Origin of the sequence: Thermanaeromonas toyohensis ToBE (genome assembly GCF_900176005.1) — a bacterium.
GTDB lineage: Bacteria > Bacillota > DSM-521 > Neomoorellales > Neomoorellaceae > Thermanaeromonas > Thermanaeromonas toyohensis.
Genome location: NZ_LT838272.1, coordinates 3,009,778 through 3,032,672, shown reverse-complemented (window position 1 = coordinate 3,032,672; position 22,895 = coordinate 3,009,778). Strand labels below are relative to the sequence as shown.

Annotated in this window: 25 protein-coding genes and 1 pseudogene; 24 read left to right on the top strand and 2 right to left on the bottom strand. The window is 45.8% G+C overall.

Translation table 11 applies throughout. From position 1 onward, the window contains the following. Positions 1-7: 7 nt before the first annotated feature. Positions 8-1,090 (top strand): ABC transporter ATP-binding protein, encoded by a 1,083-nt coding sequence (locus B9A14_RS15325; RefSeq protein ID WP_084666696.1) that lies wholly within the window; start codon positions 8-10, stop codon positions 1,088-1,090. 240 nt (positions 1,091-1,330) lie between these two features. Here B9A14_RS15325 and B9A14_RS15320 read toward each other — a convergent pair whose 3' ends face one another. Continuing rightward, positions 1,331-1,927, bottom strand: coding sequence for a nucleotidyltransferase family protein (locus B9A14_RS15320; RefSeq protein WP_084666695.1), 597 nt, complete (start codon positions 1,925-1,927; stop codon positions 1,331-1,333). A gap of 269 nt (positions 1,928-2,196) precedes the next feature. Between B9A14_RS15320 and B9A14_RS18065 the strand changes: the two genes are divergently transcribed. The 10 genes and pseudogenes from B9A14_RS18065 (at position 2,197) to B9A14_RS15280 (ending at position 10,363) form a co-directional block, all read left to right on the top strand. After that, complete coding sequence (locus tag B9A14_RS18065) at positions 2,197-2,331, top strand: hypothetical protein (protein ID WP_269456746.1); 135 nt, start codon at positions 2,197-2,199, stop codon at positions 2,329-2,331. Between the two features lie 80 nt (positions 2,332-2,411). Then, a complete protein-coding gene (locus B9A14_RS15315; protein ID WP_084666694.1) occupies positions 2,412-3,266 on the top strand; it encodes a PRD domain-containing protein in 855 nt (284 codons plus the stop codon). A 219-nt stretch (positions 3,267-3,485) separates the two neighbouring features. Further along, positions 3,486-4,942, top strand: a pseudogene (locus B9A14_RS15310) (PTS transporter subunit EIIC). Positions 4,943-4,947: 5 nt separating this feature from the next. Continuing rightward, positions 4,948-5,475: a PTS sugar transporter subunit IIA gene (locus B9A14_RS15305; RefSeq protein ID WP_084666693.1), complete on the top strand. Its 528-nt coding sequence runs from the start codon at positions 4,948-4,950 to the stop codon at positions 5,473-5,475. Then, positions 5,441-6,379, top strand: a complete 939-nt coding sequence (locus B9A14_RS15300; protein WP_172839181.1) for a DUF7916 family protein — start codon at positions 5,441-5,443, stop codon at positions 6,377-6,379. The genes B9A14_RS15305 and B9A14_RS15300 overlap by 35 nt, the downstream gene beginning before the upstream one ends. 224 nt (positions 6,380-6,603) lie before the next feature. Then, positions 6,604-7,350 (top strand): glucosamine-6-phosphate deaminase, encoded by a 747-nt coding sequence (nagB, locus tag B9A14_RS15295; protein ID WP_084666692.1) that lies wholly within the window; start codon positions 6,604-6,606, stop codon positions 7,348-7,350. Further along, complete coding sequence (locus B9A14_RS15290; RefSeq protein WP_084666691.1) at positions 7,344-7,613, top strand: HPr family phosphocarrier protein; 270 nt, start codon at positions 7,344-7,346, stop codon at positions 7,611-7,613. Before nagB ends, B9A14_RS15290 begins: the two co-directional genes overlap by 7 nt. A 129-nt stretch (positions 7,614-7,742) precedes the next feature. Next, on the top strand, positions 7,743-7,919 hold the full coding sequence (locus B9A14_RS17310; protein WP_157109985.1) for a hypothetical protein: 177 nt from the start codon (positions 7,743-7,745) through the stop codon (positions 7,917-7,919). 126 nt (positions 7,920-8,045) lie between these two features. Next, positions 8,046-8,861 (top strand): inositol monophosphatase family protein, encoded by an 816-nt coding sequence (locus B9A14_RS15285; RefSeq protein WP_084666690.1) that lies wholly within the window; start codon positions 8,046-8,048, stop codon positions 8,859-8,861. A 224-nt stretch (positions 8,862-9,085) separates the two neighbouring features. Next, entirely contained in the window at positions 9,086-10,363 is a 1,278-nt protein-coding gene (locus B9A14_RS15280) for a copper amine oxidase N-terminal domain-containing protein (RefSeq protein WP_084666689.1), read from the top strand. A 27-nt stretch (positions 10,364-10,390) separates the two neighbouring features. On the opposite strand, the gene B9A14_RS15275 is transcribed toward B9A14_RS15280, so the two are convergent. Beyond that, the gene (locus B9A14_RS15275) at positions 10,391-11,680 is read right to left on the bottom strand and encodes an L-serine ammonia-lyase, iron-sulfur-dependent, subunit alpha (RefSeq protein ID WP_084666688.1); all 1,290 of its coding nucleotides are present in this window, start codon (positions 11,678-11,680) and stop codon (positions 10,391-10,393) included. A gap of 206 nt (positions 11,681-11,886) precedes the next feature. Between B9A14_RS15275 and B9A14_RS15270 the strand changes: the two genes are divergently transcribed. The 13 genes from B9A14_RS15270 (at position 11,887) to B9A14_RS15210 (ending at position 22,890) form a co-directional block, all read left to right on the top strand. Further along, positions 11,887-12,414 (top strand): DUF2680 domain-containing protein, encoded by a 528-nt coding sequence (locus B9A14_RS15270; RefSeq protein WP_084666687.1) that lies wholly within the window; start codon positions 11,887-11,889, stop codon positions 12,412-12,414. Positions 12,415-12,752: 338 nt separating this feature from the next. Beyond that, on the top strand, positions 12,753-13,442 hold the full coding sequence (locus B9A14_RS15265) for a response regulator transcription factor (protein ID WP_084666686.1): 690 nt from the start codon (positions 12,753-12,755) through the stop codon (positions 13,440-13,442). Positions 13,443-13,445: 3 nt separating this feature from the next. After that, a complete protein-coding gene (locus B9A14_RS15260) occupies positions 13,446-14,825 on the top strand; it encodes a sensor histidine kinase (RefSeq protein ID WP_084666685.1) in 1,380 nt (459 codons plus the stop codon). Positions 14,826-14,874: 49 nt separating this feature from the next. Beyond that, on the top strand, positions 14,875-15,876 hold the full coding sequence (locus tag B9A14_RS15255) for a radical SAM protein (protein WP_084666684.1): 1,002 nt from the start codon (positions 14,875-14,877) through the stop codon (positions 15,874-15,876). A gap of 85 nt (positions 15,877-15,961) precedes the next feature. Next, on the top strand, positions 15,962-16,198 hold the full coding sequence (locus B9A14_RS18340) for an FmdB family zinc ribbon protein (RefSeq protein WP_084666683.1): 237 nt from the start codon (positions 15,962-15,964) through the stop codon (positions 16,196-16,198). A 34-nt stretch (positions 16,199-16,232) separates the two neighbouring features. After that, entirely contained in the window at positions 16,233-16,634 is a 402-nt protein-coding gene (locus tag B9A14_RS15245) for an iron-sulfur cluster assembly scaffold protein (protein WP_084666682.1), read from the top strand. A gap of 17 nt (positions 16,635-16,651) precedes the next feature. After that, on the top strand, positions 16,652-17,485 hold the full coding sequence (locus B9A14_RS15240; protein WP_084666681.1) for an Mrp/NBP35 family ATP-binding protein: 834 nt from the start codon (positions 16,652-16,654) through the stop codon (positions 17,483-17,485). Between the two features lie 83 nt (positions 17,486-17,568). Continuing rightward, a complete protein-coding gene (locus B9A14_RS15235) occupies positions 17,569-18,294 on the top strand; it encodes a Rossmann-like domain-containing protein (protein WP_084666680.1) in 726 nt (241 codons plus the stop codon). 26 nt (positions 18,295-18,320) lie between these two features. Next, positions 18,321-18,590 (top strand): DUF5320 domain-containing protein, encoded by a 270-nt coding sequence (locus B9A14_RS15230; RefSeq protein WP_084666679.1) that lies wholly within the window; start codon positions 18,321-18,323, stop codon positions 18,588-18,590. Positions 18,591-18,771: 181 nt separating this feature from the next. Continuing rightward, positions 18,772-19,422: an FmdE family protein gene (locus B9A14_RS15225; RefSeq protein ID WP_231967826.1), complete on the top strand. Its 651-nt coding sequence runs from the start codon at positions 18,772-18,774 to the stop codon at positions 19,420-19,422. Between the two features lie 47 nt (positions 19,423-19,469). Beyond that, positions 19,470-21,047, top strand: a complete 1,578-nt coding sequence (locus B9A14_RS15220) for an ABC transporter substrate-binding protein (RefSeq protein WP_231967825.1) — start codon at positions 19,470-19,472, stop codon at positions 21,045-21,047. Between the two features lie 48 nt (positions 21,048-21,095). Beyond that, positions 21,096-22,067, top strand: a complete 972-nt coding sequence (locus tag B9A14_RS15215; RefSeq protein WP_084666678.1) for an ABC transporter permease — start codon at positions 21,096-21,098, stop codon at positions 22,065-22,067. Further along, positions 22,057-22,890: an ABC transporter permease gene (locus B9A14_RS15210; protein ID WP_084666677.1), complete on the top strand. Its 834-nt coding sequence runs from the start codon at positions 22,057-22,059 to the stop codon at positions 22,888-22,890. The genes B9A14_RS15215 and B9A14_RS15210 overlap by 11 nt, the downstream gene beginning before the upstream one ends. Positions 22,891-22,895 lie beyond the last annotated feature (5 nt).

Below are 22,895 nucleotides of genomic sequence, written 5' to 3'. Positions count from 1 at the left end.
GTACAATATGCCAGCCATTACCCTAAAGAAGATATCTACCAAGTTTTGCCTTAAAGAAATTGATTTAGAGATTAAAGAGGGGGAACTATTGGTTCTTTTAGGACCTACTGGTGCTGGCAAAACTACTTTACTAAATGTTATTGCTGGCCTAGTGGAATATGAGGGAGAAGTGTACTTTGGAGAGGAGAAAGTAGATCTCTTGCCCCCCGAAAAACGCCAGATCGGCTATGTATTCCAGGAACTATACTTATTTCCCCACATGGATGTGTACCACAATATAGCCTTTGGGCTTAAAGCCAAGGGATTTTCCCTGGCAGAAATACCAGGAAGAATATCCCGGGTGATGGAACTTTTAAATATTGGCCATCTTAGAAGCCGTTATCCTAGGAATTTAAGCGGGGGAGAAAAGCAAAGGGTAGCTTTAGCTCGGGTCCTGGCCGTAGAGCCCCGTATTTTACTTTTGGACGAGCCCTTGAGCAACCTTGATTACAGCTTAGCTAAGCTTTTACGTTTAGAGATAAAAGAGCTTCAGCGCCGTCTATCTTTAACTACCCTATATGTTACCCATAACTTCTCGGAGGCGCGGGAGCTGGCAGACCGGATAGCAGTCATAGTGGAGGGCGAGTTAGGTCAAGTAGGGACTCCAGAAGAAATTTTCCTGCGCCCAGCAGCTAAAATTCAGGGTTTTATCCCCCCTCCCAATCTTTTGAAAGTGGATAGATATGAAGCGATAGGCCCTGGACTAGCCAGGGCCCATTGCGGTAAGTTAGTTTTGCTAGTCCCCTGGGAGGGAGGGGATAGCTTAAGAGAGATAGCTATTATGCCCTATGATATTAGTTTATCTATTTATCCCCCTCCTGCTCCTGGAATTAATAAATATAAAGGGAGGATAATTAAAACTTCCCCTGGCCGGTACACCATCCAATGCCAAGTAGAGGTAGAGGGGCACTTGCTCACGGTAGAAATACCTTGCCTCACAGCGGAAGAACAAAGACTAGAGGTGGGAAGTCCAGTGTGGATAAATTTCAATTTTAGAAAGCTAAAAACCCTAACTCCCTCAAGAGAAAATGACCTTTGGAGGAGTTTTTAGCGCTCAACTATTCGACGGCGCAGTTCGGCTATCATAGGTGGAATATCAATGTTTACCGAACAGCGCTCTCTCTCGATTTCCCTTTTAGTTTCAGAGCCATTCCCGTTACCTCAAAGATTATCCGGCTTCCACAGTCTTAATTGACCAGGTGCAGGCAACCCCCAAGCGCCAGGCATACTTTGCTTGCTGGCATAGGAACCGCGGCGTAAATAAAAGGCACCGGTTTTAAGGTTTCAGTGGTCATAACCCATGAACTAAACGGTATGCTGCCTCGTAATCTTCAGGTCGATTAAAGTTCCAAAGCACTGAGGGATAAGGGACTTCAAGGGTATACACAGGATAACGGCGCAAGACTTCCCGTAGCCCCTCCCCCTCCTCTGTAATCCCTAGGAGCTCTGGAAGTAAGGAACCGTCAAAGACGGGGGGATGACCGAAACGGCCACCATGGGTGGGAACAGTAATGGGACAGCCGCTAGCAGCGTGGGCCTCGAACAAGCGAATTGCGAGGCCAGGGGCCAAGGGTGAATCTACCCCCGCGATAAGAATAGAACTCGGGGCCCCAAGGGCTCTGAGGCCTGCGAGCACCGACGAGACCCGCCCGCTCGGCCAATCCGGATTGAACACCGCCTGAACCGGTGGCCTTACTAGGGATCTGAGGCGGTCTGCATGCGCTCCTAGCACCACCACGACCTGGTTCGCAGCTGCCACCAGCTCCTGGAGATTATATTCCAATAGAGTGGAATGTCCCCAGGGTAGAAGGGCCTTGGGACGTCCCATACGCCTGGATTCACCTGCTGCTAGGAGCACTGCTGCCCTGTGCGCAACCGAATAGCTCATTTTCCGCTGCTCCTATTTTCAAAAGGAGTTGAGACGGGGGCCTTACCCTCTGAGATGATTATAACTTCTATACGGAGATTTTCCAAATTGGTTAGGGTGCTAAATAGAACATAAGTATACGACTATAAGGACAAAGTTAGCTGTTACTAAATACATTAAAATACCGCTGTCCGGCCAGGCATTATGGGCTCAAATGTAATAAAGGTATAGAAAAATGTCCGGTTAAGAGCAGTATTCGAATACCCCTTAAAGAAGAGCGGAGGGTGTTCATGCCTCTAGCACGTTTCAGCTACCGCTGGCAGAAGCTTTACAAGAAGCGTACAGCGGTAGAGCGAGTAAACAGCCGTTTAGACCAGAACTTCAATAGGGTTAATATTGCAGGGGTGGGTAAAATCATGTTATAGTTTCTTGTAGAGTGCTCTCTATAGGTCTAATTTTTTGGAGATAGAGATGGATAATTATAAGTAAGGGGCCCCATAGGGATATGGAACTTCAATTGATCAGGCCATTAAACAATAACGTGGTTTTAGCCAAAGATATAAAGACTGGTCGGGAAGTTATTGCCATGGGGAAGGGGTTGGGGTTTTCTCCAGGGGCAAGAGGAACCCTCCTTGATACCCATAAAGTAGAAAAGGTGTTTTTCTTTCTTGATGAGGCAAAACACCAACAATATTTTCAGCTTCTTAAAATTATAGACGAAGATATTATCCAGGTGGCAGAAGAGATTATTAGTATAGCCTCTCACAAATTAGGGAGCCCATTAAATGAGCATATCCATCTTGCACTTCCTGATCATATAGGATTTGCTATCGAGCGCGTCAAAAAAGGTATTGAAATACCCAATCTATTTTTAAATGAAATCCAGATTTTATATCCTGAAGAATATGCCATTGCAGGAGAGGCGCTGCGCTTAATCCGAGAGCGGATAGGCGTTATCTTACCAGAGGAAGAACAGGGCTTTTTGGCTTTGCATTTATACGCTGCACGCCGTAACCAACCCCCCAAAACTATATTAAAACATACCACTCTTATCCAAAAGATAATAAACAATATAGAAAAAGAGTTAGGGATTGCTTTTCAAGAGGGAGAAATAGCTTATATTCGCCTCGTTACCCATTTAAAATTGGCCTTAGAATGCATTACTAGTGGGAAAAATCCCCGAAATCCTCTGCTTGACAAAATTAAAACGGAGTTTTATGATTCTTATCAGCTAGCAATTAAATTAGCAAGAATTATGGAAGAAGAATTGTGTTGCCAGATCAGTGAGGACGAAATAGGTTATCTAGCTTTACACCTTCAAAGGTTAAAGGTTTATTCTAAGTTGGATAAAAAACTTTAAAATAAAAGTATATAGATAGATGGATTTTCTAAAACTAGCGTGTTACTGCTAAAGTGGCAGGCATGAGCTAGAAAGCCGTAAGGTGGCTTCTAGCTCATTTTTGTTTTTGGGCTTGTAAATTTAACCTTATGTGGGGGGTGGAAATGATTAAGTAAGCTTTGTGGAGAAATTAACATTTTAAAGCTAATTAAACTAAGAGGAAGGGGGTACAGATGAAAAATGAATTTTTTTGGTTCTTTACAAAAGATAGGCAAAGCTTTAATGACTCCTATTGCAGTTCTTCCTGCTGCAGCTTTGCTTTTGCGGTTAGGTCAACCTGATCTTTTAAATATAAAGGTAATGGCTGAGGCGGGAGGAGCTATTTTTGCCAACTTACCTTTACTGTTTGCTATTGGGGTAGGGATAGGCCTAGCGGAACAGGCAGGGGTTGCGGGCCTTTCGGCGATGGTTGGTTATATTGTATTTACAAAAGTATTAGCTGTAATGAATAAAGATATTAACATGGGGGTATTAGCCGGTATTTTAACTGGTGCCTTGGCTGCCGTACTTTACAATAAATACCATAATATTAAACTTCCTGATTATCTTGGCTTTTTTGGCGGTCGGCGTTTTGTTCCTATCATTACCGCTTTTTGGGCCCTTGTATTAGGAGTCGCTTTTGGATACCTCTGGCCTCCAGTCCAGAAAGTTATTAACGAAGTAGGGACATGGATAGTTAGTGCTGGTGTAATTGGAGTTTTTGTCTTTGGCTTTCTTAACCGGATCCTTATTGCTTTTGGTCTCCACCATATTATAAATAGCTTAGTTTGGTTTGTTTTTGGCAGTTTTACTAAACCAGATGGTACAGTAGTGCATGGCGATCTAAGTCGTTTTTTCGCTGGAGATCCTACTGCTGGCAATTTTATGGCTGGTTGGTACCCGATTATGATGTTTGGTTTAGTTGGTGTGGCATTAGCCATGTATCATGAAGCTAAACCTAGCCAAAAGAAAGTGGTAGGAGGTATTCTTTTTAGCGCCGCCCTCACTTCTTTCCTTACTGGTATCACAGAACCTATTGAATTTACTTTTATGTTCCTCACACCAATTCTTTATATTATTCATGCTTTATTAGCAGGAGTTTCTATGGCCATAACTACTGCTTTGGGCATTAAGCATGGTTTTGGTTTTTCTGCAGGGTTTATCGATTATATACTTAACTATGGTCTAGCTACTAAACCCCTGTGGTTAATTCCCCTTGGCTTGGTTTTTGGCGTAATATACTATGTTATTTTCCGAACCGCTATTCGCCTTTTAAATTTACCTACTCCTGGCAGGGAAGAGGAGATAGAGGAAACGCAGCAAACATAAATTTTTAAAATATAAAGCAGGGGGGAAGGAGGGATTTCTCCTCTCCCCTCTAAAACTTTTTGACCTGGGAGGGAACAAAGTTGTCAGACAAAGCGAGAAAAATGATAGAGGCTTTGGGGGGGAAGACCAACATTAAATCGTTAGATTCTTGTATCACCCGGCTTCGGGTAATAGTAAACAATCCAGGTTTAGTAGATGACAAAAAGCTTCGAGCTTTGGGCGCGGTAGGAGTAATAAAAAAAGAGGGTTCAGTCCAGGTGGTGTTAGGAACTGTAGCAGATCTGATTGAAAGCGAAATGAAGAAAATATTAAGCGAGATGAAGGAATAAAAGGTATGAGCAGCAATCAGGGAGCTAAAATTGTTGAACTATTATCTCCCCTTACCGGAAGAATACTACCGCTAGAGAAAGTCCCAGATCAAGTATTTGCGCAGAAAATGTTAGGGGAGGGCCTGGCAATTGATCCGCTCGAAGAAGTGGTTTTAGCACCGGCTGATGGCCGGGTGGAAACTATTTTTCCTACTGGTCATGCTATAGTCTTAAATCTTAAAACCGGGGGTAACCTTTTAATTCATATTGGTATCGGGACAGCAAAATTAGAAAAAGCCTTTAACAAGATTGTACAAGTAGGGGAGGAAGTTAAAAAGGGTCAGTTGCTCATTAAGTTTAACTTAGAAATTATCCGCCAAGAAGCTGAATCAGCCCTTTCCCCTGTAATTATTTTAAACCCCTTTCCTGGTGTAATTATGGATAGGCGAGCCAGAGATTTAGTAGTCAAAGCAGGAGAAGACACTTTATTTATGGTGAGCTTAAAGGGTGAAAGCAGAGATGGGTATGCGGATTTTAGAAGCCAAGGCCAGTGACTTTAAGGGTATGAAGTCTTCCGAGTTAAAAGATGCAATTTTCCTTTCGGAGGGCAGAACTATAATGGCTGAAGTGGTATGCCAATGTCCTCCGTTGGTAGATGGGGTTACAAATGCAGAGCTTGCAGGTGCTTTTGGGGCGGACATGGTGCTGCTTAACGGTTATGATGTAGTATCCCCTTGTATTTTTGGGATGCCGTCCGAAATTTCTTCTGAGATGTCTTTAGGTTTTACTAGAGTTTCTCCAGGTTATGGCCGGATAATAAAGGATATTAAAGAATTAATTGGGCGGCCAGTGGGCATTAATTTAGAACCCAGCAATCCACCATATATTTCCCAGGGAAGAATGGCTACTCCGGCTAATGCTGAACTAGCTCTTTCCCAAGGGGCTGATTTTATCGTTATAACCGGGAATCCCTCTACTGGGGTAACAAACGAAGATGTGGTAAAAGCTGTAAGAAACATTAAAAACAAGCTAAAAGATAGGTTAATAATAATGGCTGGCCGGATGCATGGCGCTGGGGTAAGGGAAGAAAGCGGGGAGACTCTAGTAAATATTGAGGTTATTAAAGCCTTAATTGAAGCAGGTGCTGATGGAGTACTGATCCCGGCTCCCGGGACCATACCAGGAGTAACTATTGAGATAGCCCACAAATGGATACAGTTTATTCATAGTAATAAATGCTTAGCCATAACTACTATTGGAACCTCCCAGGAAGGGGCTGACCATGACACCCTTCGTAGTCTGGCGCTTAACAGTAAGATGGTCGGCGCTGACATTCACCATATAGGAGATGCTGGGTTTTCTGGTATAGCCTTTCCAGAGAATATCATGACTTACTCTATAGCTATAAAGGGCAGGCGACATACATATCGGCGTATGGCACTATCGCCTTTAAGGTAACTTTTAGAATTTTTTAGGTGAGAGTATGTCTAAAAGGAAATTTCTAATAACAGCGAGCCGGGTATACACACCCCACCAAATTAATACCTACACATACATGGCGGAGGAGAAGCGGAAGTAAAGGGAAATAATCTTGAACCCCAACTGGGAAGTAAAACTCACCATGATAAAAGGGGAGATAATATACCATACCTGAAAAGAAGCCTAAGGAGGGAAGATAAAGAGTGCATCCTGAGCTAATAATAGCAGAAGACTACCAAGACCTAAGTAGGAAGGCAGCCTTAAGAGTAGCAGAACAAATAAAGAAAAAACCTACCACCGTACTAGGACTAGCCACAGGCAAAACCCCCTTAGGGCTATACCGCGAACTAATAAGGCTACACCAAGAAGAAGGGCTTGATTTTTCCCGGGTAAAAACCTTCAACCTAGACGAATACTATGGTATTTCTCCCGAAGACAAGCGGAGCTTTCACTACTACATGTGGGAAAACCTTTTTAAACACCTAAACATACCCCGGGGAAACATACATCTTCCTGATGGGGGAGCCCAAGACATAGAGGAAGAATGCCGAAGATACGAAGAAGCCATAAGGGAAGCAGGGGGTATAGACCTGCAAGTTTTAGGGATAGGTAGTAACGGCCACATAGGTTTTAACGAACCGGGTACCGAATGGGGGAGCCTAACCCATCTGGCCAAGCTTACCCCGGAGACCATAAAAGACAACGAAGAAGAAGGAGGGGAAGGTATACCGGGGTTTGCCCTTACCATGGGCATAAAGACCATAATGAGGGCTAACCGGATACTTCTTTTAGCCTATGGGGAGAGCAAAGCTAGCATAATAGCTAGGGCTTTAAAAGGTCCGGTAGATAAAAGTGTACCTGCCTCTATACTCCAGCTCCATCCAGGGCTAGTGGTAATTGTAGATAAAGAGGCGGCCAAGTTTTTGAAGGGGGAAGGGCAAGTTTGGTAGAAAGGCAAGTTATAGTAACTAACGAGGCAGGCCTCCATGCCCGGCCAGCCGCCCTTTTTGTAAAGACGGCCCAAACTTTCAAAAGCAAGGTGGTTATAAAGCATGGAGAAAGAGAGGCGGATGCCAAAAGTATATTAGGAGTAATGGGGTTAGGTATCACTAAAGGTACTCCTATTATTATTTGGGCAGAAGGAGAAGATGAAAGGGAAGCTGTAGAGGCCTTGGAAAAATTAGTAGCAAGTAATTTCGGGGAAGGAGAATAGACTGCAGCTGAAAGCCCCCTGTTATAAGGGAGGCTTTCGTTTTAAGCATCTGCGGGGAAACATAGTCGGATTTGCCCCAACATTATAAACCCGAAATAACCCGAAATGGAAGCTTCGGGAGGGGAATCCATGCCGCGCGTCGAAAAGATAATACACAAAGGGAGCGCTTGGTGGAAACACGGTCGCCGGAAGGGCCTTATGTTGATAGCACAGTACTTCAACAGGATGCGGCAAGGACGGCAAAATTCCTCCGATTTCGAACCCCTCGACCTTTCGCGGCCCGACTGGTCGAGGCGGAAACAATAAGCGCGACCTGATACGGGTAAAATTGCTCATATGGTAGAGCCCTGGCGGAAAACGATGGGCGTCAGTGGAAGATTTGGCGTCGAAAGATGGAAGTATTAAATTGGCCCGGAGAAGGGAGAAGTGGATATGCAGGATAGGGGCGAGGACTTAAAGAGTAAGCTAGAAATAGCCAAGCAAGCAGCCTTTCAAGCTGGGAGATACGTCCGGGAGGCCTTGGGAAGGGTGGAACACTTCTCTACTAAGAGTTCGGTCACAGATCTTGTGACTGAGGTAGATCGGCAATCAGAAGCCTTGATCAAAAAACTCTTACGGGAGAATTTCCCAGAGGACAGGATTTTAGGCGAAGAAGGAGGAATAGAAGAGCCTGGTAGGGGTGGGAAAGAGGGCCAACGACCCGATCTATGGATCATCGACCCTTTGGATGGAACTACTAACTTTGTCCAGGGCTTACCCTTTTTTAGTATTTCTGTTGCCCTACAGCGGGGAGGAGATATAGTCCTCGGGGTGGTCTACGACCCCAATCGCCACGAGATATTTTACGCCCATAGAAACTTTGGCTGCTGGCTTAACGATAAACCCATAAGGGTTTCCGAGCAGAATACTTTACAGGAGAGCTTAGTGTGTACCGGCTTTCCTTATAACTTATCTCCCGAGGAAGAAACTTTACTCAACATCCAAGATGTGGCTCCCCGGGTGCGCGATTTAAGGGCTTTGGGTTCGGCTGCCCTAGAGCTAGCCTATGTAGCATGTGGTCGGCTTACAGGATACTGGGAATGGAGACTTTCTCCCTGGGACGTAGCAGCAGGTAAGCTTTTGGTAGAAGAAGCTGGGGGATGTGTTACTACTTGCCAGGGGGAGCCTTTTTCTTTGTCTAGCCCTTCCATACTGGCAACCAACGGGAGAATCCATAGCGAGCTCGTCCGCCTGCTCTCCAGGCGGTAGATAAAAAAGAAAAAGCCGGGTAGGAGTACTTGCTATCCGGTTTTTTGTGTTGGCCACAGAATTAATTTAACCTTACTTTATGATGCATATGTTCGAAAAACGGAGTGAAAGCGGAGAAGAAGTGGAGATGGTCCAGCGGGAGGAGAGAAGGAAAAGCAACCCCCTTTTCGAAAATTATTTTAGTTAAGGAAAGAACTTAGCCCAAAAAGGGGGTTAAGAATTCTTTGGGACGGAAAGCGTACTGGATAATAATAGGGCTTTTTATTTTTCTGTTTAGCTTTGGATGCCTCATTGCGCCTGCCTATGCTAGTGGTCTGCGCGTTACCTTTGTTATAGGCCAGCCTACTTATTGGGTTAATGATCAAGCTTTTAGCATGGATGCTGTACCCTTTTTATCCTCCGGCCGCTCTTTTGTACCCTTACGCTACCTAGCCTATGCTTTAAATGTAGCTCCCCAAAACATCTCCTGGGATGGCGCTACAGGTACGGTTACTTTGAAGACAACTATAGAAGATTCTGCTTATTTTGAGATAAGGCTGGGAGTACATAACAAGTATCTAAGTGTAATTAAAAGGGTCCAGTCGGGAGAAGCCCAGGTAGTTACTTCCGTTACTTTTCCCATGGATGTAGCGCCCCTTTTAATAGAGGGGCGAGTTTACTTACCCGCCCGCTATGTGGCAGAAGCTTTAGGGTATAAAGTAAGTTGGGAGGAAGAAGGGCAAAAAGTAATAATCACGGCTAGCCAGGATATTACACTAGGAGAAACTAATAAATCCCAACTCCTCACTTCCTATACGGGAACCCAAGCTATCAAGAAGAGCTATTTATGGAATTATCATGGGGCCCAATACCAGTGGCAGATAATAGTACCTGCTTCTTTAAGAGAATACAACCAGAATTTAGAAAAAATCTTAGAAGAATGGAACACTCTGGGATCCTATGAACGGGCTACCCTTTTAGACAGCTTGCCCTCTTCTACTAAGGAGTTTTTACTTTCAGTATTACAAGCACCTGCTGGCGATTTCCGGCCCTGGGTAAAAGAGCATATGAACTACACTTATACTAATAACCTGGCTCTTGAACTACATCGCCAGGCAGCTAAAGAAGGATATAATCGCTTTTATGAAGCGGAATTCATTTTAAGCTTTGTCCAATCTTTACCCTACATTTATACTCCCCTACCGCGCCTGCCAGCTACTACTATCCTAGAAGGGGGCGACTGCAAAAGCAAGTCTATCCTTTTAGCTAGCTTCCTTAAAGCGCTTGGGTATCAGGTGGCTCTTTTAGAATTTCCTCCAGAGGAATTTGGAAACAACATTGGCCATGAAGCAGTAGGTATTGCCTTTGATACCCGTGAACTTCCGGCGCGAGAAAGCTTATTTTACTTTGAATACCAAGGCCAGCGTTACTATTATACTGAGACTACTACGCCTGGGTGGGGATTAGGAGAGATGCCTCGTCTTCTTCAGAATAAAGTAGCCGTGGTTTATCCCTTGGAATAAAGGACCTAGATCCTTTGCGCTATGCTGTTAATGCGTTGCGGAAGCCAACAATATTTGGTCCACGCCTGCCATTCCCACCCGGGCTAGGCTCGCGACATTGTCTAGGGTTCGGTCTACAGTTTCTGCTACTAGGCCAGAAGGAGAAACGGCTAAGCCCTGAAGGGTGAGGAGGGCGGTTTTTAAACCTATCTCTACTCCTACCATTACTTTTAGACTGCACGATGGTTTGGCTCCATCACAGATTATACCGCTTAAACTGCTGGCTAGGTTACATAAAGTACGAGCTATACAAGGGAAATCGCTTCCTAATAGCCAAAGGGTAGCTGCTGCAATTCCCCAGCTTCCAGCGAAAGCGCTAGAACATATACGGGACAGGCTACCCAATTTATTTTTTACCAAAAGGGTTACGGTAGCGGAAAGGGCGAGAGATTTAACCATGGTCTCCTGTTTTACCCTAAGTTTTTTAGCCAGTAACCATACGGGCAATAGACTGGTGATGCCCTGGTTTCCACTACCTCCTAAAGTGGCTACAGGCAAAGGTTCTCCTGACATGCGAGCGTCTACGGCGGCACAGGCGAGGGCTTGGGCAGTTAGACACACTCCTAACCAGTTAAAATCAGGGTAGCGGCAGGTGGCTAAAGCTTGCCGGCTCATATGTAGAAGTTTACGGCCTAAAGCCATACCGCTACCTTTTTGTAAACCACATTTGGCCATGGCCAGGTTAGTTCGGGCTGCCTGGTAAAGGAAACCTAGATCCTCAGGGGCCAATTGGTCTAAAAGGGGAAAAATATCTTGGAAACTAATATTTTCCCACAGATTGAACTTCAAAGATTGATTAGAAGTAAATATAAATTTATTTTGATTAAACCGCGGACCTTCTATAAGGACTAAATTGGTATGGGTATATTTAATACAGGCTCTAGCCCTATGTATATCATTTTTAACCCTTACTTCAATGTATAAGTCCGGGAAAGAAGGGTCATAGATAGTATGCACACGACCATTACAGCATAGCTCTTCAGCTTTTCTAGCTTTATGGGGATCTAGATCAGCAAAAATAAGGAGTTCTTTTTGCGGAGGTAAGAAAACCCCTAAAGCAGCGCTCATAGCTGGGCCTTTGAGAGAAGTATAAGGTAAACCTACAGCGAGGGCATTGCGATAGGTTTGGGGATCCAAAATTACCTCGACTTCTTGGGGCAGGTCGCCTAGGGCAGCAGTGGCGTGGGCAGCGGCCAGAGCGATGGCGGCCGGTTCGGTGCAGCCGACGGCTAATCTTATTTCTCTTTGTAATTCTCGGAGCAACACATCTCCCGGCATTATCTATAGTTCATCCTTTTCTACAAAAATTAACTTCTACTTAATTATAGCATGCTAATTGATATAATGTCCATAACTATCTCTAGCCCTTAACAATTTCTTGATAATTTCTTGAGTACTTTTTGGTAACTGTCCTTTATACTGGAAACCAAGGCAAGGAGATATTCCTATGCCAGACTTAAAAATTAGTGAAGGGGGTTATACACGTGAGACGTACAAAATGGATGGTTATTCTTTCTGTACTACTGGTGGGTCTCTTCTTGACCCCAGCCTTTGCCGGGGACATTACCAGTGCCACCAGGTTAGGTTGGGGATTGCGGATTGGTCGAGTGCAGGGGAATTTAGTCAGTACTATTGCAGGGATCCTGGGGCTTAACCCAACTAAAGTTTTAGAACAACGTCATTCCGGCCGGTCCCTGGTGGAAATTGCCGAAGCTCAAGGAGTGGATAAAGAGCAGCTGGTACAGAAAATTTTGGAGGAGCGTAAAAGGATTCTGGATCAGATGGTAAAGGAAGGCCGCATTACTCAAGAGCAAGCTGATCTCTGCCTAAAAAATATGAAACAGCGCGTGGAGTATAGTATCAACCGTACCTCTGTGGGGCCACCACCCTGGGCCGGGAAGGGCTTTGATAATGGCTCTGGTAACGGCCAGGCCAGGATTAAAGAGAATGGCTTAGGTCAGGGTAGAATAGGCCATGGTTTTGGCCTGGGAAATGGTGGGAATAGCAGGTAATGGGAGAGGCGGGGGTTTGATGGCTCCCGCCTGTATTTAATTTAGACCTGCTGTCAAGAAAGTTTCTGCTTTTTAGGAGGAATAGTGCATTAGCTGCCTGAACTGCCTTGAAATATGTCCTAAAAAAGGAGCCTTGGAGTTACGTACACCTAGAGTTAAAATAGCAATCAGTAAGTATTTATAAGTATTTATATGTAGCCAAACTTCACTTACTGGTCTACCTCAGGAAGGCACGGAAACGGCAAGCATGCCATAATATACCAGAATGTTCATAGCGAGGAATATCTATGGTCTGAGATAAAAGGCAGACGATACTAGGGAGGTTATAAGTAAAAAAGATGGGTGCACCGTTAATCTTGGTAGTAGAGGACGAAGAAAAAATCAAGGAAATGGTGGCCAACTACCTAGCTGGTGAAGGGTTCCAAGTCAAAACGGCAACCACAGGTCCTGAGGCCTTACAGCTTCTAGAACGACACAATTTTGATCTAGTAGTTCTCGACTGGATGCTGCCAGGGTTAAGCGGTTTAGAAGTTTGCAAACAGGTAAGACAAAAATCTGATATCCCTATAATTATGTTAACAGCTAAGAGTGAAGAAGTAGATAAACTTTTGGGCCTAGAGCTAGGTGCGGATGATTACATAACCAAGCCTTTTAGCCTGAGAGAGCTAGTGGCTCGCATAAAAGTGGTGTTAAGGCGAAGTAAGGCTAAAGACACATCCCGGCATGAGGAATTAACCCTTGGAGATCTTTACATAGATTTTACTACGCGGGAAGTAAGGGTGGAGGATCGCGAAATAGAACTAACCCCTACTGAATTTGCTCTTCTTTCGGTTATGGCGCGCCATCCAGGTCGGGTCTTCACTCGTATGCAGTTATTAGATTTAGCCTTAGGTGAGGCTTTTTTAGGTTACGAGCGCTCAGTGGATACCCATATAAGCAATTTGCGAAAGAAGATAGAGAAAGATCCTGCTAATCCCCAATATATACTTACTGTTTATGGAGTGGGCTACAAGTTCAGGCCCAGATAGGATATGAAGCTATCTTTTAAAATCACTGCTGCTATGGTGGCAGTAGCTTTGGTAGCCATAGCCCTGGTGGCTGTTACCTCCAATATTATTGCCGGTCGCTCCTTTGACACTTATTTAAACCGGCAAAAAGAACTTAGAATTTTAGAATGGCGATCTATCCTTCTTTCCTATTATCGTCGTAATAATGGGAGCTTTGAAGGGGTACAGTCCCTGTTCAGTTACCCCAGGCCAGGGTGGGGACGGGGCGGGCCTGGCTTTCCAGGCCGGGGGGGTCTGGAAAGAATTATATTGACAGATAAGGAGGGGAAAATAATCGGAGATTCTGAAGGAACCTTTCTCGGTCAAAGGTTAAGCCCGACTGAACTAAAAAAAGCTTTCCCCTTAAGTTATAACCAGGATATTATAGGCTACCTTTTAGTAACTACCAGGTCCGAAACAGGAATCCGTTCCCTAGAACAAGAATTTAAGGATAGCGTTTTACTAGGTACTGCTTTAAGCGGCTTAATGGCCTTTCTGCTGGCTATAGCCTTAGGATTATTCCTTGCTCGCCGGCTAACTGCACCTTTAGGGGAGTTGGTCTCCGCTGCGCGTAAAATTGCCACCCGCCAGTGGAATCATCGGGTTACTATATCTAGTCAAGATGAAATAGGGGAGCTAGCTCAAGCCTTTAATTCCATGGCTGATAGTCTGGAAGGCTATGAGAATTCGCGAAAAAATTTGATGGCGGATATCGCCCACGAATTGCGCACTCCCCTAGCTGTGTTAAGGGGCAACCTGGAAGCTATGCAGGAAGGGGTATCTAAGCCCACACCGGAACTCATGGCTTCTTTACATGATGAAGTCTTAAGGCTCTCTAGGCTCGTGAAAGATTTAGAGGAGCTAAGCTTAGCGGAGATAGGAAAACTTGCTCTCCACTTCCAGGAGGTTTCCCTGGAAGAATTATTAGAACGGGTGACCACTACCTTTGCAGCTGAAGCTGCTAGCCAGGATATAAATTTTCAAGTCGAAGTAGATCGCCCCTTGCCTTTAATAAGGATAGATCCTGACCGTATAACCCAGGTTTTTCTGAACTTATTATCTAATGCCTTACGTCATACCCCGCCAGGAGGGCTTATCAGACTCCAGGTAGAAAAAGGGAAGGACCACCTTCATGTTTCTATTACAGATACTGGGCCGGGCATAGCTCCCCAAGACCTGCCCTACATCTTTGAACGTTTTTACCGTTCCAGGGCCTCTAAGCTGGAGGCTGGAGGAGGGATGGGTTTAGGTTTGGCCATTGCTAGAGAAATTGTAGTAGCTCATGGCGGTCGTATATGGGCGGAGAGCAAACCTGGTCAGGGGAGCACTTTTCACTTTATTATACCATTAACTTATCAATTCTAAGATAGGTCAATGAACTTCTTTTTGCCATTCTAAGTTGGGGGATTAAAACATGGTACTAAAATTTGACTGGATCCAGGTAGAGGTCACTTCCTACTGTAACGCCATGTGTAGCTATTGTCCCCATACGGTTTACCGCAATTCCTGGAAAAGTAGGCATCTTGACCCGGATACCTTCCAAAGGCTGGTACCTTATTTTCCCCAAGCTAGCCTAATATTTCTCCAGGGATGGGGTGAGCCTTTGCTCCATCCTCATTTTTTCACCTTTGTTGACCGCGCTAAGAAAGCAGGATGCCTGGTGGGCACTACCACTAATGGAACGCTAGTGGAGGCGAGGACAGCGAGTGAGATAGTAGCTTCAGGTATGGATATCTTGGCCTTTTCTTTGGCAGGTATAGAAGAAGAACATGATAAATGGAGGCAGGGCACCACTTTTTACCAGGTTCTAGAGGCTATTAACGAAGTAGCCGCTGCTAAAAGGCGCTACCGTAGCCAAAAACCTGACATCCACGTGGCCTATATGCTCCTACGTTCCGGATTGGAAAATTTGCCAAAACTCCCCATGTGGTTACAAGGTCGAGGAATAAAGCAAGTAGTTATAAGTACCCTAGACTTTGTTCCTTCCCCGGAACTAAAGGAAGAAGCTATATCTGTAGAGGCTCCTCGGGAATGGGCTAAGGTAAAGGGCCTTCTAGATGCCGTAGTGAGAGAGGGCCGAAAGAAAGGGTTAGAAATTTACTACTATTTGATAGATCGTAACCGACCTCCCGGCCTTTGTTCAGAAAACATATTGCGCTCTTTATTTGTAGGAAGCGATGGCTCAGTGTCTCCCTGTGTTTTTTCTAACCTGCCGGTTTCTGGCGTTCCCTTAAGATATACCAAAGGCGGGGCATTGCCGGTACTTAAACTTACGTTCGGTAACGTTAAGGAGGCTTCCCTGGATTCTATTTGGGAAAGTCCCCCTTATCGGGATTTTCGCACTTCTTTTCTTAAGAAGTTAAATCCTGTTTGCCAAGGGTGTTCCAAGCTTTATGTTGTGGGTTATTATTTTTAATTGACATATGTTCAAAGTCAGGATAAAATACAAATGAACAAATGACCATAAAAGCCACTGATTGTTTAAAAGCCTCTAGGAGGCGATGGGGATGCCCGAATTTGAGTATAAGTGTAACGATTGTGGAGCACTGAGCGTGTTTTACAAGCGAGAAGAGGCTCAAAGTTGCCCTGTTTGTGGGAGCAGTAAACTTGTAAGGATATTTTCGCCACCGGATATAATCAAGGGTAACATACGGACAAACCCAGATTCTAAAGGACTATGTTGCGGTAGAGATTCGCGACCAGATGATTGTGTACCCGGTAGTTGTTGCCGCAGCTAGTGGGCATCGAAGGGAAACTTAAAGAGGTGACCTTATGTACAATACCAGCGTGCTGGAACATTTTCTTAATCCCCGTAATGTCGGCTGTATACCGGATGCCGACGGTATAGGGATAATAGGAGATCCCAATTGTGGTGATTATTTGAAAATCTATATAAGGGTCCAGGAAGGGAAATTGATAGACGTAAAGTTTGAAATCTCAGGCTGCCCGGCAGCTATAGCTACCAGCAGTATATTGACCGAACTAGCTAAGGGAAAGACGGTAGAGGAAGCTTTAAGAATAACCGACCTGGATATTATCAAGGCCCTGGGCGGCTTACCTGATCCCAAAATACATTGCTCTAATTTAGGCGCCGAAGCCCTCCATAAAGCTATCGAGGATTACCTGGCTAAAAGGCCAAAACAAAAGGCGCTACAAAACACCAAAAAAGATTAGAAAGTGGTGAGGAAACGTTGACTAAAGAGGCCTGCGAGACTTGCCACCCTGAAACATGTACTTCTACTACTTGCGAAACAAAAAAAGCAGAAAAGCTCCCCTCCAAGGACATAAACCATATAAAACATGTAATCGGTATTATGAGCGGCAAAGGCGGGGTCGGCAAATCTTCAGTGACCGCGTTACTGGCAGTAGCCCTGGCCCGGGAAAGTTACCAGGTGGGTATCCTGGATGCAGATATTACAGGTCCCAGTATCCCTAAAATGTTTAATATTCATCGGCCTCTTCAGGGGAGCGATCTAGGAATTTTTCCGGCGGAAAGCCCGCTGGGAATAAAAATTATTTCTCTAAATCTCTTGTTACCCCAGGAAGATGATCCTGTCATCTGGCGTGGGCCGCTCATCGCCAGTGCAGTAAAGCAGTTCTGGACCGATGTACTTTGGGGCGAGCTTGATTATCTTTTAGTTGATTTGCCCCCAGGTACTGGAGATGCACCTCTAACAGTAATGCAATCTTTTCCCCTTGCTGGAATAGTGATTGTTACTTCACCCCAGGAACTGGCTAATATGATAGTGCGTAAGGCTATTAAAATGGCAAGCTTAATGAAGGTTAAAATACTAGGCTTGGTAGAAAATATGAGCTATATCCTTTGCCCAGATTGCGGCAAGGAAATTTATATTTTCGGCCCCAGTCGAGCTGAAGAGGCGGCGGCCAAAGCCGGTATACCTCTTTTAGGTGTTTTGCCCCTGGACCCGGAGTTAACTACCTTGTGCGATCACGGTAAGATAGAGAGTTACCAAGGTATGTTGTTGGAACGTGTACAAGGTTTTATTAGCCGAATATCTTTATAAGCCTTTATCAGGCTTTAGGGGATAAGTTTACTTTAGGTGATGTGGGACGTGTTTTTAAAATGGCCTAAGGGGAAGGAGCGAAAATGGGATTTTTAGAAGATATTCGGGGCAAATTTAGCGAGTTAGTTGCTGCTAATGGCTTACAGAGGGAAGAGATACAAGTAATAAATGCTAGACCTTTAACGCCTGAGGAAGCCATTGGGCGACCAGAAAGGGATGATTTTCCTCTTTTAAAGGGTAAAGAAGTGATGATGGAAGCTCTATTTTTAGGTAACCGGGGTCAAGCTTTTACTGACATGCCGGGGAACTTTCGAGGTACTATAGAAGATGTACTTGCTTTGCCTTTAAAGAATAACTTCGAGAGAGCGGTGTTTGTAGCTACCCTCAATGCCGTTATGCGGTATTTAAAACTAGTGGATAAGACTGTGCATTGCCGGGATAAGGAACCCGGGCAATGTGCTAGGCAGTTAGTAACTTATATAAGAGAACGCTTTAGCCATCCCCGCATTGCTTTCATCGGGTTGCAACCTGCTATGGTTATAAACCTATCTGAATGTTTTCCTTTAAGAGTGGTTGATTTAGACCCGGATAATATTGGGCAGAAGAAAGGTAAGGTTATAGTGGAAGACGTTTCTCATACACCCGAGATCTTAGATTGGTGCGATATAATAGTGGCTACAGGGACTACAGCAGTAAATGATACTATAACCCTTTTATTGGGGCAAAAACCTATCATCTTTTATGGAGTTACTATTGCTGGCATTGCTTATCTTGCTGGTTTTGAGCGTTACTGTTTTTGTGGTTATTAAAAAGAGAAAAGGAGGAGGATGATATTATGTTTTGGGGCGGTTTTCCTTGGTGTCTAGGCGGCTTTGGCCGGGGCTGGCGATACATGTACTACGCTACGGGGCTACCCGGCTGGATGCGGGCCTGGTGGGGGCCCATACCTTTGACCGGCGGAGTTCCTGCTTTTCAGGAGATGGAACCGCAAGTAGAATGGTTAAAGCAGCAAGCCAGACTTTTGGAGAACCAGCTTAAGGCCATTAAAGCTCAGATCGATGCTCTGGAGAAAGAGGGGGAGGATGGGGAAGAGAAAAAGAATTGAGCTTTTTTAAAACTTAAGGCCGGGTTATGCCCGGCTAATTTTGTGAAGGGATTTTTACAGTTGTGGCGAATTAATTTATAGACTACCTGGCAAGGAGCCAGGGGGCTCTAAAGTCCAACTTTTCAAGCTTTAGCCAGAACCATGGAGGTTCTCTAGCTTAAGCAGGGCGGAGGCGGCTTCCATGGTTTTTTATTTAGTCTTTAAAAAGGAGCGTGTTTGGGGTATGTGCCGTCCATTGAGCGATTGGGAAAGAGCTGTTGAATTTCATGGCCATGCTTGCCCGGGGTTGGCCGTAGGCTACCGGGCAGCCCAAATTGCGTTGCGGGAGCTGAAGACAGAACGGGCGCAAGATGAGGAACTAGTAGCCGTGGTGGAGACCGACGCCTGTGGAGTGGATGCTATTCAGGTATTAACGGGTTGTACCCTGGGGAAGGGCAACCTGCTTTACCGGGATTATGGTAAGCATGTTTTTACCTTCATCTGCCGGGACAGCCACCGGGCAGTCCGCATAGCCATAAAGGCGACGGCCTGGCAACAGGAGGAGACTTACCGAGAGTTAAGGAAAAAGGTGTTTGGGAGGGAAGCTAGCGAAGAGGAGAAGGCTCTTTTCCAGCAATACCAAGAGCAGCGGATGCGCTATATTTTAGAAGCACCAGAGGAAGAAATATGCACTGTGCAAAGGCTAGAGGTAGAACCTCCTCCCAAGGCGCGCCTTTTTGATTCCGTAATTTGTTCTGTGTGCGGTGAGCCAGTAGCCGAGGTGCGAGCGCGCGTGAAAGGAGGAAAACCCGTCTGTATTCCATGTGCTGACGAGTACAGCCGGGGGTGGTAGGCTAGGAGAATACTAGGGTCGAGGAAAACAGGAGGGGGTAAGATGACGTGGGAAGAAAAGCCTGGCGGCTGGGGATGGTAGTTTTAAGCCTTTTACCAATTTTTTTGCTGCTAGCAGGCTGTGCTGGGCAGAAGGTAGAAAATCAAGGTGTCTACACCATAGCGGATACTACTGGAGATTGGGGTTTCCCTAGCCCTTACGGCCATTATCCTCGGGGCCCGGGTTATGTGCGCATGAGCTTTATTTTTGACACCCTAATCTGGAAAGATGCCCAGGGTTTCGTTCCGGCCCTGGCTAGGGAATGGCAATACGACCCACAAGATAATGCCTATATCTTTCATTTAAACCAAAATGTTACCTGGCACGATGGGCACAAATTCACATCTAAGGATGTAGTCTTTACGGTAGATTATATGCGTAAGCACCCTTACCAGTGGGTAGACACTTCTGTGATTAAGAAGGCGGAAGCACTGGACGAGTATACAGTGAAATTGGGTTTGAGCAAACCGTATGCGCCCTTTCTAAGCAATATAGCTGGTACCTTGCCCATTCTGCCTGCTCATATTTGGCAAAATGTGGAGGAACCGGAAAAGTTTCAGCAGAAAGAGGCTGTTATAGGCACGGGGCCTTTTAAGCTGGTAGATTACAATAGGGAACAGGGCACCTACTTATACGAGGCCTATGATAACTATTACCAGGGCAAGCCGCGGGTGAGCAAGTTGAAGTTTGTAAAAATAAGTGAGGAGATGGCGGCGGCCGCTATAAGGCAGAAGCAGGTCAACGCTGCCTCCCCACCTCCGGAGCTAACAGAAGATCTTAAAAAAGAAGGGTTTAAGATTTTGAGGGGAACCCACGATTGGGTAGCCAAACTTTTGATCAACCATCGGAAAGGTCCCTTGAGCAAGAGGGAATTCCGCCAGGCCCTGGCCCTGGCTATTGACCGGGAGGCCCTGGTCAAAGTAGCTCTGCGGGGCTTTGGATTGGCAGGCAGTCCAGGCCTTATTCCACCAGATAATCCCTGGTATAATGCCCGTGTGGAACAGTATAACTATAACCCGTCCAAGGCGGAAGAGTTGTTGGCCAGCCTGGGATACACTCGTCAGAGAAATTACCTAGCCAGGGACGGACAAATCTTGGAACTGGAGCTTTTGTTCCGGGGCACAGGGAGTAGGTCTTCTGAGGAAAGGGTAGCTGAGCTTGTAAAGGAACAATTGGAAAAAGTAGGTATAAAAGTAAACTTGCGCAGCTTGGAAGCCAAGACGCTTGATAATAGGGTGAAGGAGTGGAAGTTTGACCTGGCTTTAAGCGGCCATGGCGGCCTGGGAGGCGATCCGGAAATATTGAACCGAGTAATTTCCGGCCAGGGATTTAACAGCGCACGCTATGATAAAAGCGAAGAATTGAATAGTTTGCTGGCCAAACAGAACTTGGAGATGGATTTAGAAAAGCGACGCCAGTTGGTGAACCAGATCCAGGAGATCTATGCCCGAGAGATGCCGGCCTTGCCCCTGTATTATCCCACCAGTTACTGGGCCCATGATGGCCGCATAGAACTTTACTTTACCCCGGGAGGTGTAGGTTCAGGTGTACCCAACCCCTTGAATAAAATGGCCTTTGTGAAATAACCATCCCGTTATGAAGGAAGGGAAATCCAGGTTGGTACAGGGGAATATATGAGTATAACAGGGAAGATAGCCAACTATGTTACGGCCTTTTTTCTTATACTGGCTCTAAATTTCCTCCTGCCCCGTCTTATGCCAGGCGACCCTTTAGAGGCTATATACGGTGATGACGCGCTGTTAGCTATGACGCCGGAGTTAAAGGCCGAGCTAATCCAGCGCTTTGCTCTGGACCGGCCCTTAAGCGAACAGTTTATTGCCTACTTGAGGGCTCTTTTTCGGGGTGACCTGGGTTACTCATATTACTACCATGCACCGGTAGCCTCAGTGGTATTGCGCTCTCTTCCCTGGACTTTGTTGATAGCAGGTCTGGCTTTAATTTTGGCCACCATAGCCGGGTTTATATTAGGTGTGGAAGCAGGCTGGAGGCGCGGGCAGCCGCTAGATAGGCTTTTACTAACCACTTTGATGCTTTTAAACGGGTTTCCCGACTTTTTTATTGGGGTCTTGTTCCTGCTTTTGTTTGGCGTGATCTGGGGCCTTTTCCCTTTGGGCGGGGGTTTAACGCCCTACGCTGGTTTAACTGGCTTTTACCTGGTGCTGGATATTTTGCACCACCTGGCGTTACCCTTGGCAACGCTGGTTTTAGTGCGCCTGGTGGGCACCTTCCTTTTAACCCGTAATAGCATGATCATTACTTTAGGCGCGGCCTTTATCCTTACGGCTCGGGCCAAGGGTTGTAAGGATGGCCGGGTGCGGTATTATCACGCCGGCCGCCATTCCCTTTTACCGGTAGTTACCGCTGCCGGGCTGCATTTATCCCACTTAATTAGCGGCACCCTTTTTGTGGAAGTTGTTTTTTCTTATCCTGGCTTGGGCACTCTTCTTTACAATGCCCTCCTGGTGCGGGATTATCCGGTTATCCAGGGAGTTCTACTGGTAATTACGGTGACTGTGTTGGCCATTAATTTAATGATAGATTTGCTTTATCGGAAGCTTGATCCGAGGATAGCTTATGCACGTTAATTATTGGCAGGAGATAAAAGAAAACAGGTTGGGAAGGACGGGCTTATGGCTCTTCCTATTTTTAGCCTTTTTGGCTGCCTTGGCACCTTTTTTGGCCCCTTATTCGCCGGAGGCTAGGGTTGGGGCTGCTTTTAGCCGTCCTTCAGCCCAACACTGGCTGGGTACTAATGACGTGGGCCAGGATGTCTGGTCGTGTCTGCTTTATGGAGCGCGGACTTCCCTACTGGTAGGGTGCGGGGCTGCGCTGCTGGCAGGAATAATAAGCGTACTGGTAGGTAGTTCAGCTGCCCTGGCGGGTGGCCTTTACGATGCCTTGTGTATGCGGGTAGTAGACGCCTTTCTGGTTATTCCCCCGGTCCTGGTAGCGATACTTGTGGGAGCTTACCTAAAACCCCATCTTTTAACTTTAATCCTCTTGCTGGCGGCTTTCCTCTGGCCTGGCGGAGCCAGGATAATAAGGGCAGAAGCCTTATCCTTAAAAGAGAAAAAGTCCGTAGCAGCGGCCCGTACCTTTGGCGCAGGCTCGTTTTATATTATGGCACGCCATATAATTCCGGATCTGGGCCCGGTTTTGCTGGCCGTCATGATACAGAATGCCCGGCGGGCCATCTTTATGGAAGCGGGTCTATCCTTTTTAGGCGTCTCTGATCCTACCCTGCTAAGTTGGGGCAAAATGATGCAGCAGGCCCTAAATTTTACTTATTTGGGAGTATGGAAGTGGTGGCTTTTGCCCCCTGGCCTGGCTCTTTCTGTGACTGTTACTGCTTTAACTTTTATTGGTTATGCCCTGGAGGGGGTTTTAAATCCTCGCTTGCGAGGATAAATGGA

Excerpts from the sequence above, each read along its gene's own strand:
- B9A14_RS15325 (WP_084666696.1), top strand. The coding sequence starts at position 8 with ATGCCAGCCATTACCCTAAAGAAGATATCTACCAAGTTTTGCCTTAAA.
- B9A14_RS15320 (WP_084666695.1), bottom strand. The coding sequence starts at position 1,927 with ATGAGCTATTCGGTTGCGCACAGGGCAGCAGTGCTCCTAGCAGCAGGT.
- B9A14_RS18065 (WP_269456746.1), top strand. The coding sequence starts at position 2,197 with ATGCCTCTAGCACGTTTCAGCTACCGCTGGCAGAAGCTTTACAAGAAG.
- B9A14_RS15315 (WP_084666694.1), top strand. The coding sequence starts at position 2,412 with ATGGAACTTCAATTGATCAGGCCATTAAACAATAACGTGGTTTTAGCC.
- B9A14_RS15305 (WP_084666693.1), top strand. The coding sequence starts at position 4,948 with ATGAGCAGCAATCAGGGAGCTAAAATTGTTGAACTATTATCTCCCCTT.
- B9A14_RS15300 (WP_172839181.1), top strand. The coding sequence starts at position 5,441 with ATGGGTATGCGGATTTTAGAAGCCAAGGCCAGTGACTTTAAGGGTATG.
- B9A14_RS17310 (WP_157109985.1), top strand. The coding sequence starts at position 7,743 with ATGCCGCGCGTCGAAAAGATAATACACAAAGGGAGCGCTTGGTGGAAA.
- B9A14_RS15285 (WP_084666690.1), top strand. The coding sequence starts at position 8,046 with ATGCAGGATAGGGGCGAGGACTTAAAGAGTAAGCTAGAAATAGCCAAG.
- B9A14_RS15275 (WP_084666688.1), bottom strand. The coding sequence starts at position 11,680 with ATGCCGGGAGATGTGTTGCTCCGAGAATTACAAAGAGAAATAAGATTA.
- B9A14_RS15265 (WP_084666686.1), top strand. The coding sequence starts at position 12,753 with ATGGGTGCACCGTTAATCTTGGTAGTAGAGGACGAAGAAAAAATCAAG.
- B9A14_RS15260 (WP_084666685.1), top strand. The coding sequence starts at position 13,446 with ATGAAGCTATCTTTTAAAATCACTGCTGCTATGGTGGCAGTAGCTTTG.
- B9A14_RS15255 (WP_084666684.1), top strand. The coding sequence starts at position 14,875 with ATGGTACTAAAATTTGACTGGATCCAGGTAGAGGTCACTTCCTACTGT.
- B9A14_RS18340 (WP_084666683.1), top strand. The coding sequence starts at position 15,962 with ATGGGGATGCCCGAATTTGAGTATAAGTGTAACGATTGTGGAGCACTG.
- B9A14_RS15245 (WP_084666682.1), top strand. The coding sequence starts at position 16,233 with ATGTACAATACCAGCGTGCTGGAACATTTTCTTAATCCCCGTAATGTC.
- B9A14_RS15235 (WP_084666680.1), top strand. The coding sequence starts at position 17,569 with ATGGGATTTTTAGAAGATATTCGGGGCAAATTTAGCGAGTTAGTTGCT.
- B9A14_RS15230 (WP_084666679.1), top strand. The coding sequence starts at position 18,321 with ATGTTTTGGGGCGGTTTTCCTTGGTGTCTAGGCGGCTTTGGCCGGGGC.
- B9A14_RS15225 (WP_231967826.1), top strand. The coding sequence starts at position 18,772 with ATGGTTTTTTATTTAGTCTTTAAAAAGGAGCGTGTTTGGGGTATGTGC.
- B9A14_RS15215 (WP_084666678.1), top strand. The coding sequence starts at position 21,096 with ATGAGTATAACAGGGAAGATAGCCAACTATGTTACGGCCTTTTTTCTT.
- B9A14_RS15210 (WP_084666677.1), top strand. The coding sequence starts at position 22,057 with ATGCACGTTAATTATTGGCAGGAGATAAAAGAAAACAGGTTGGGAAGG.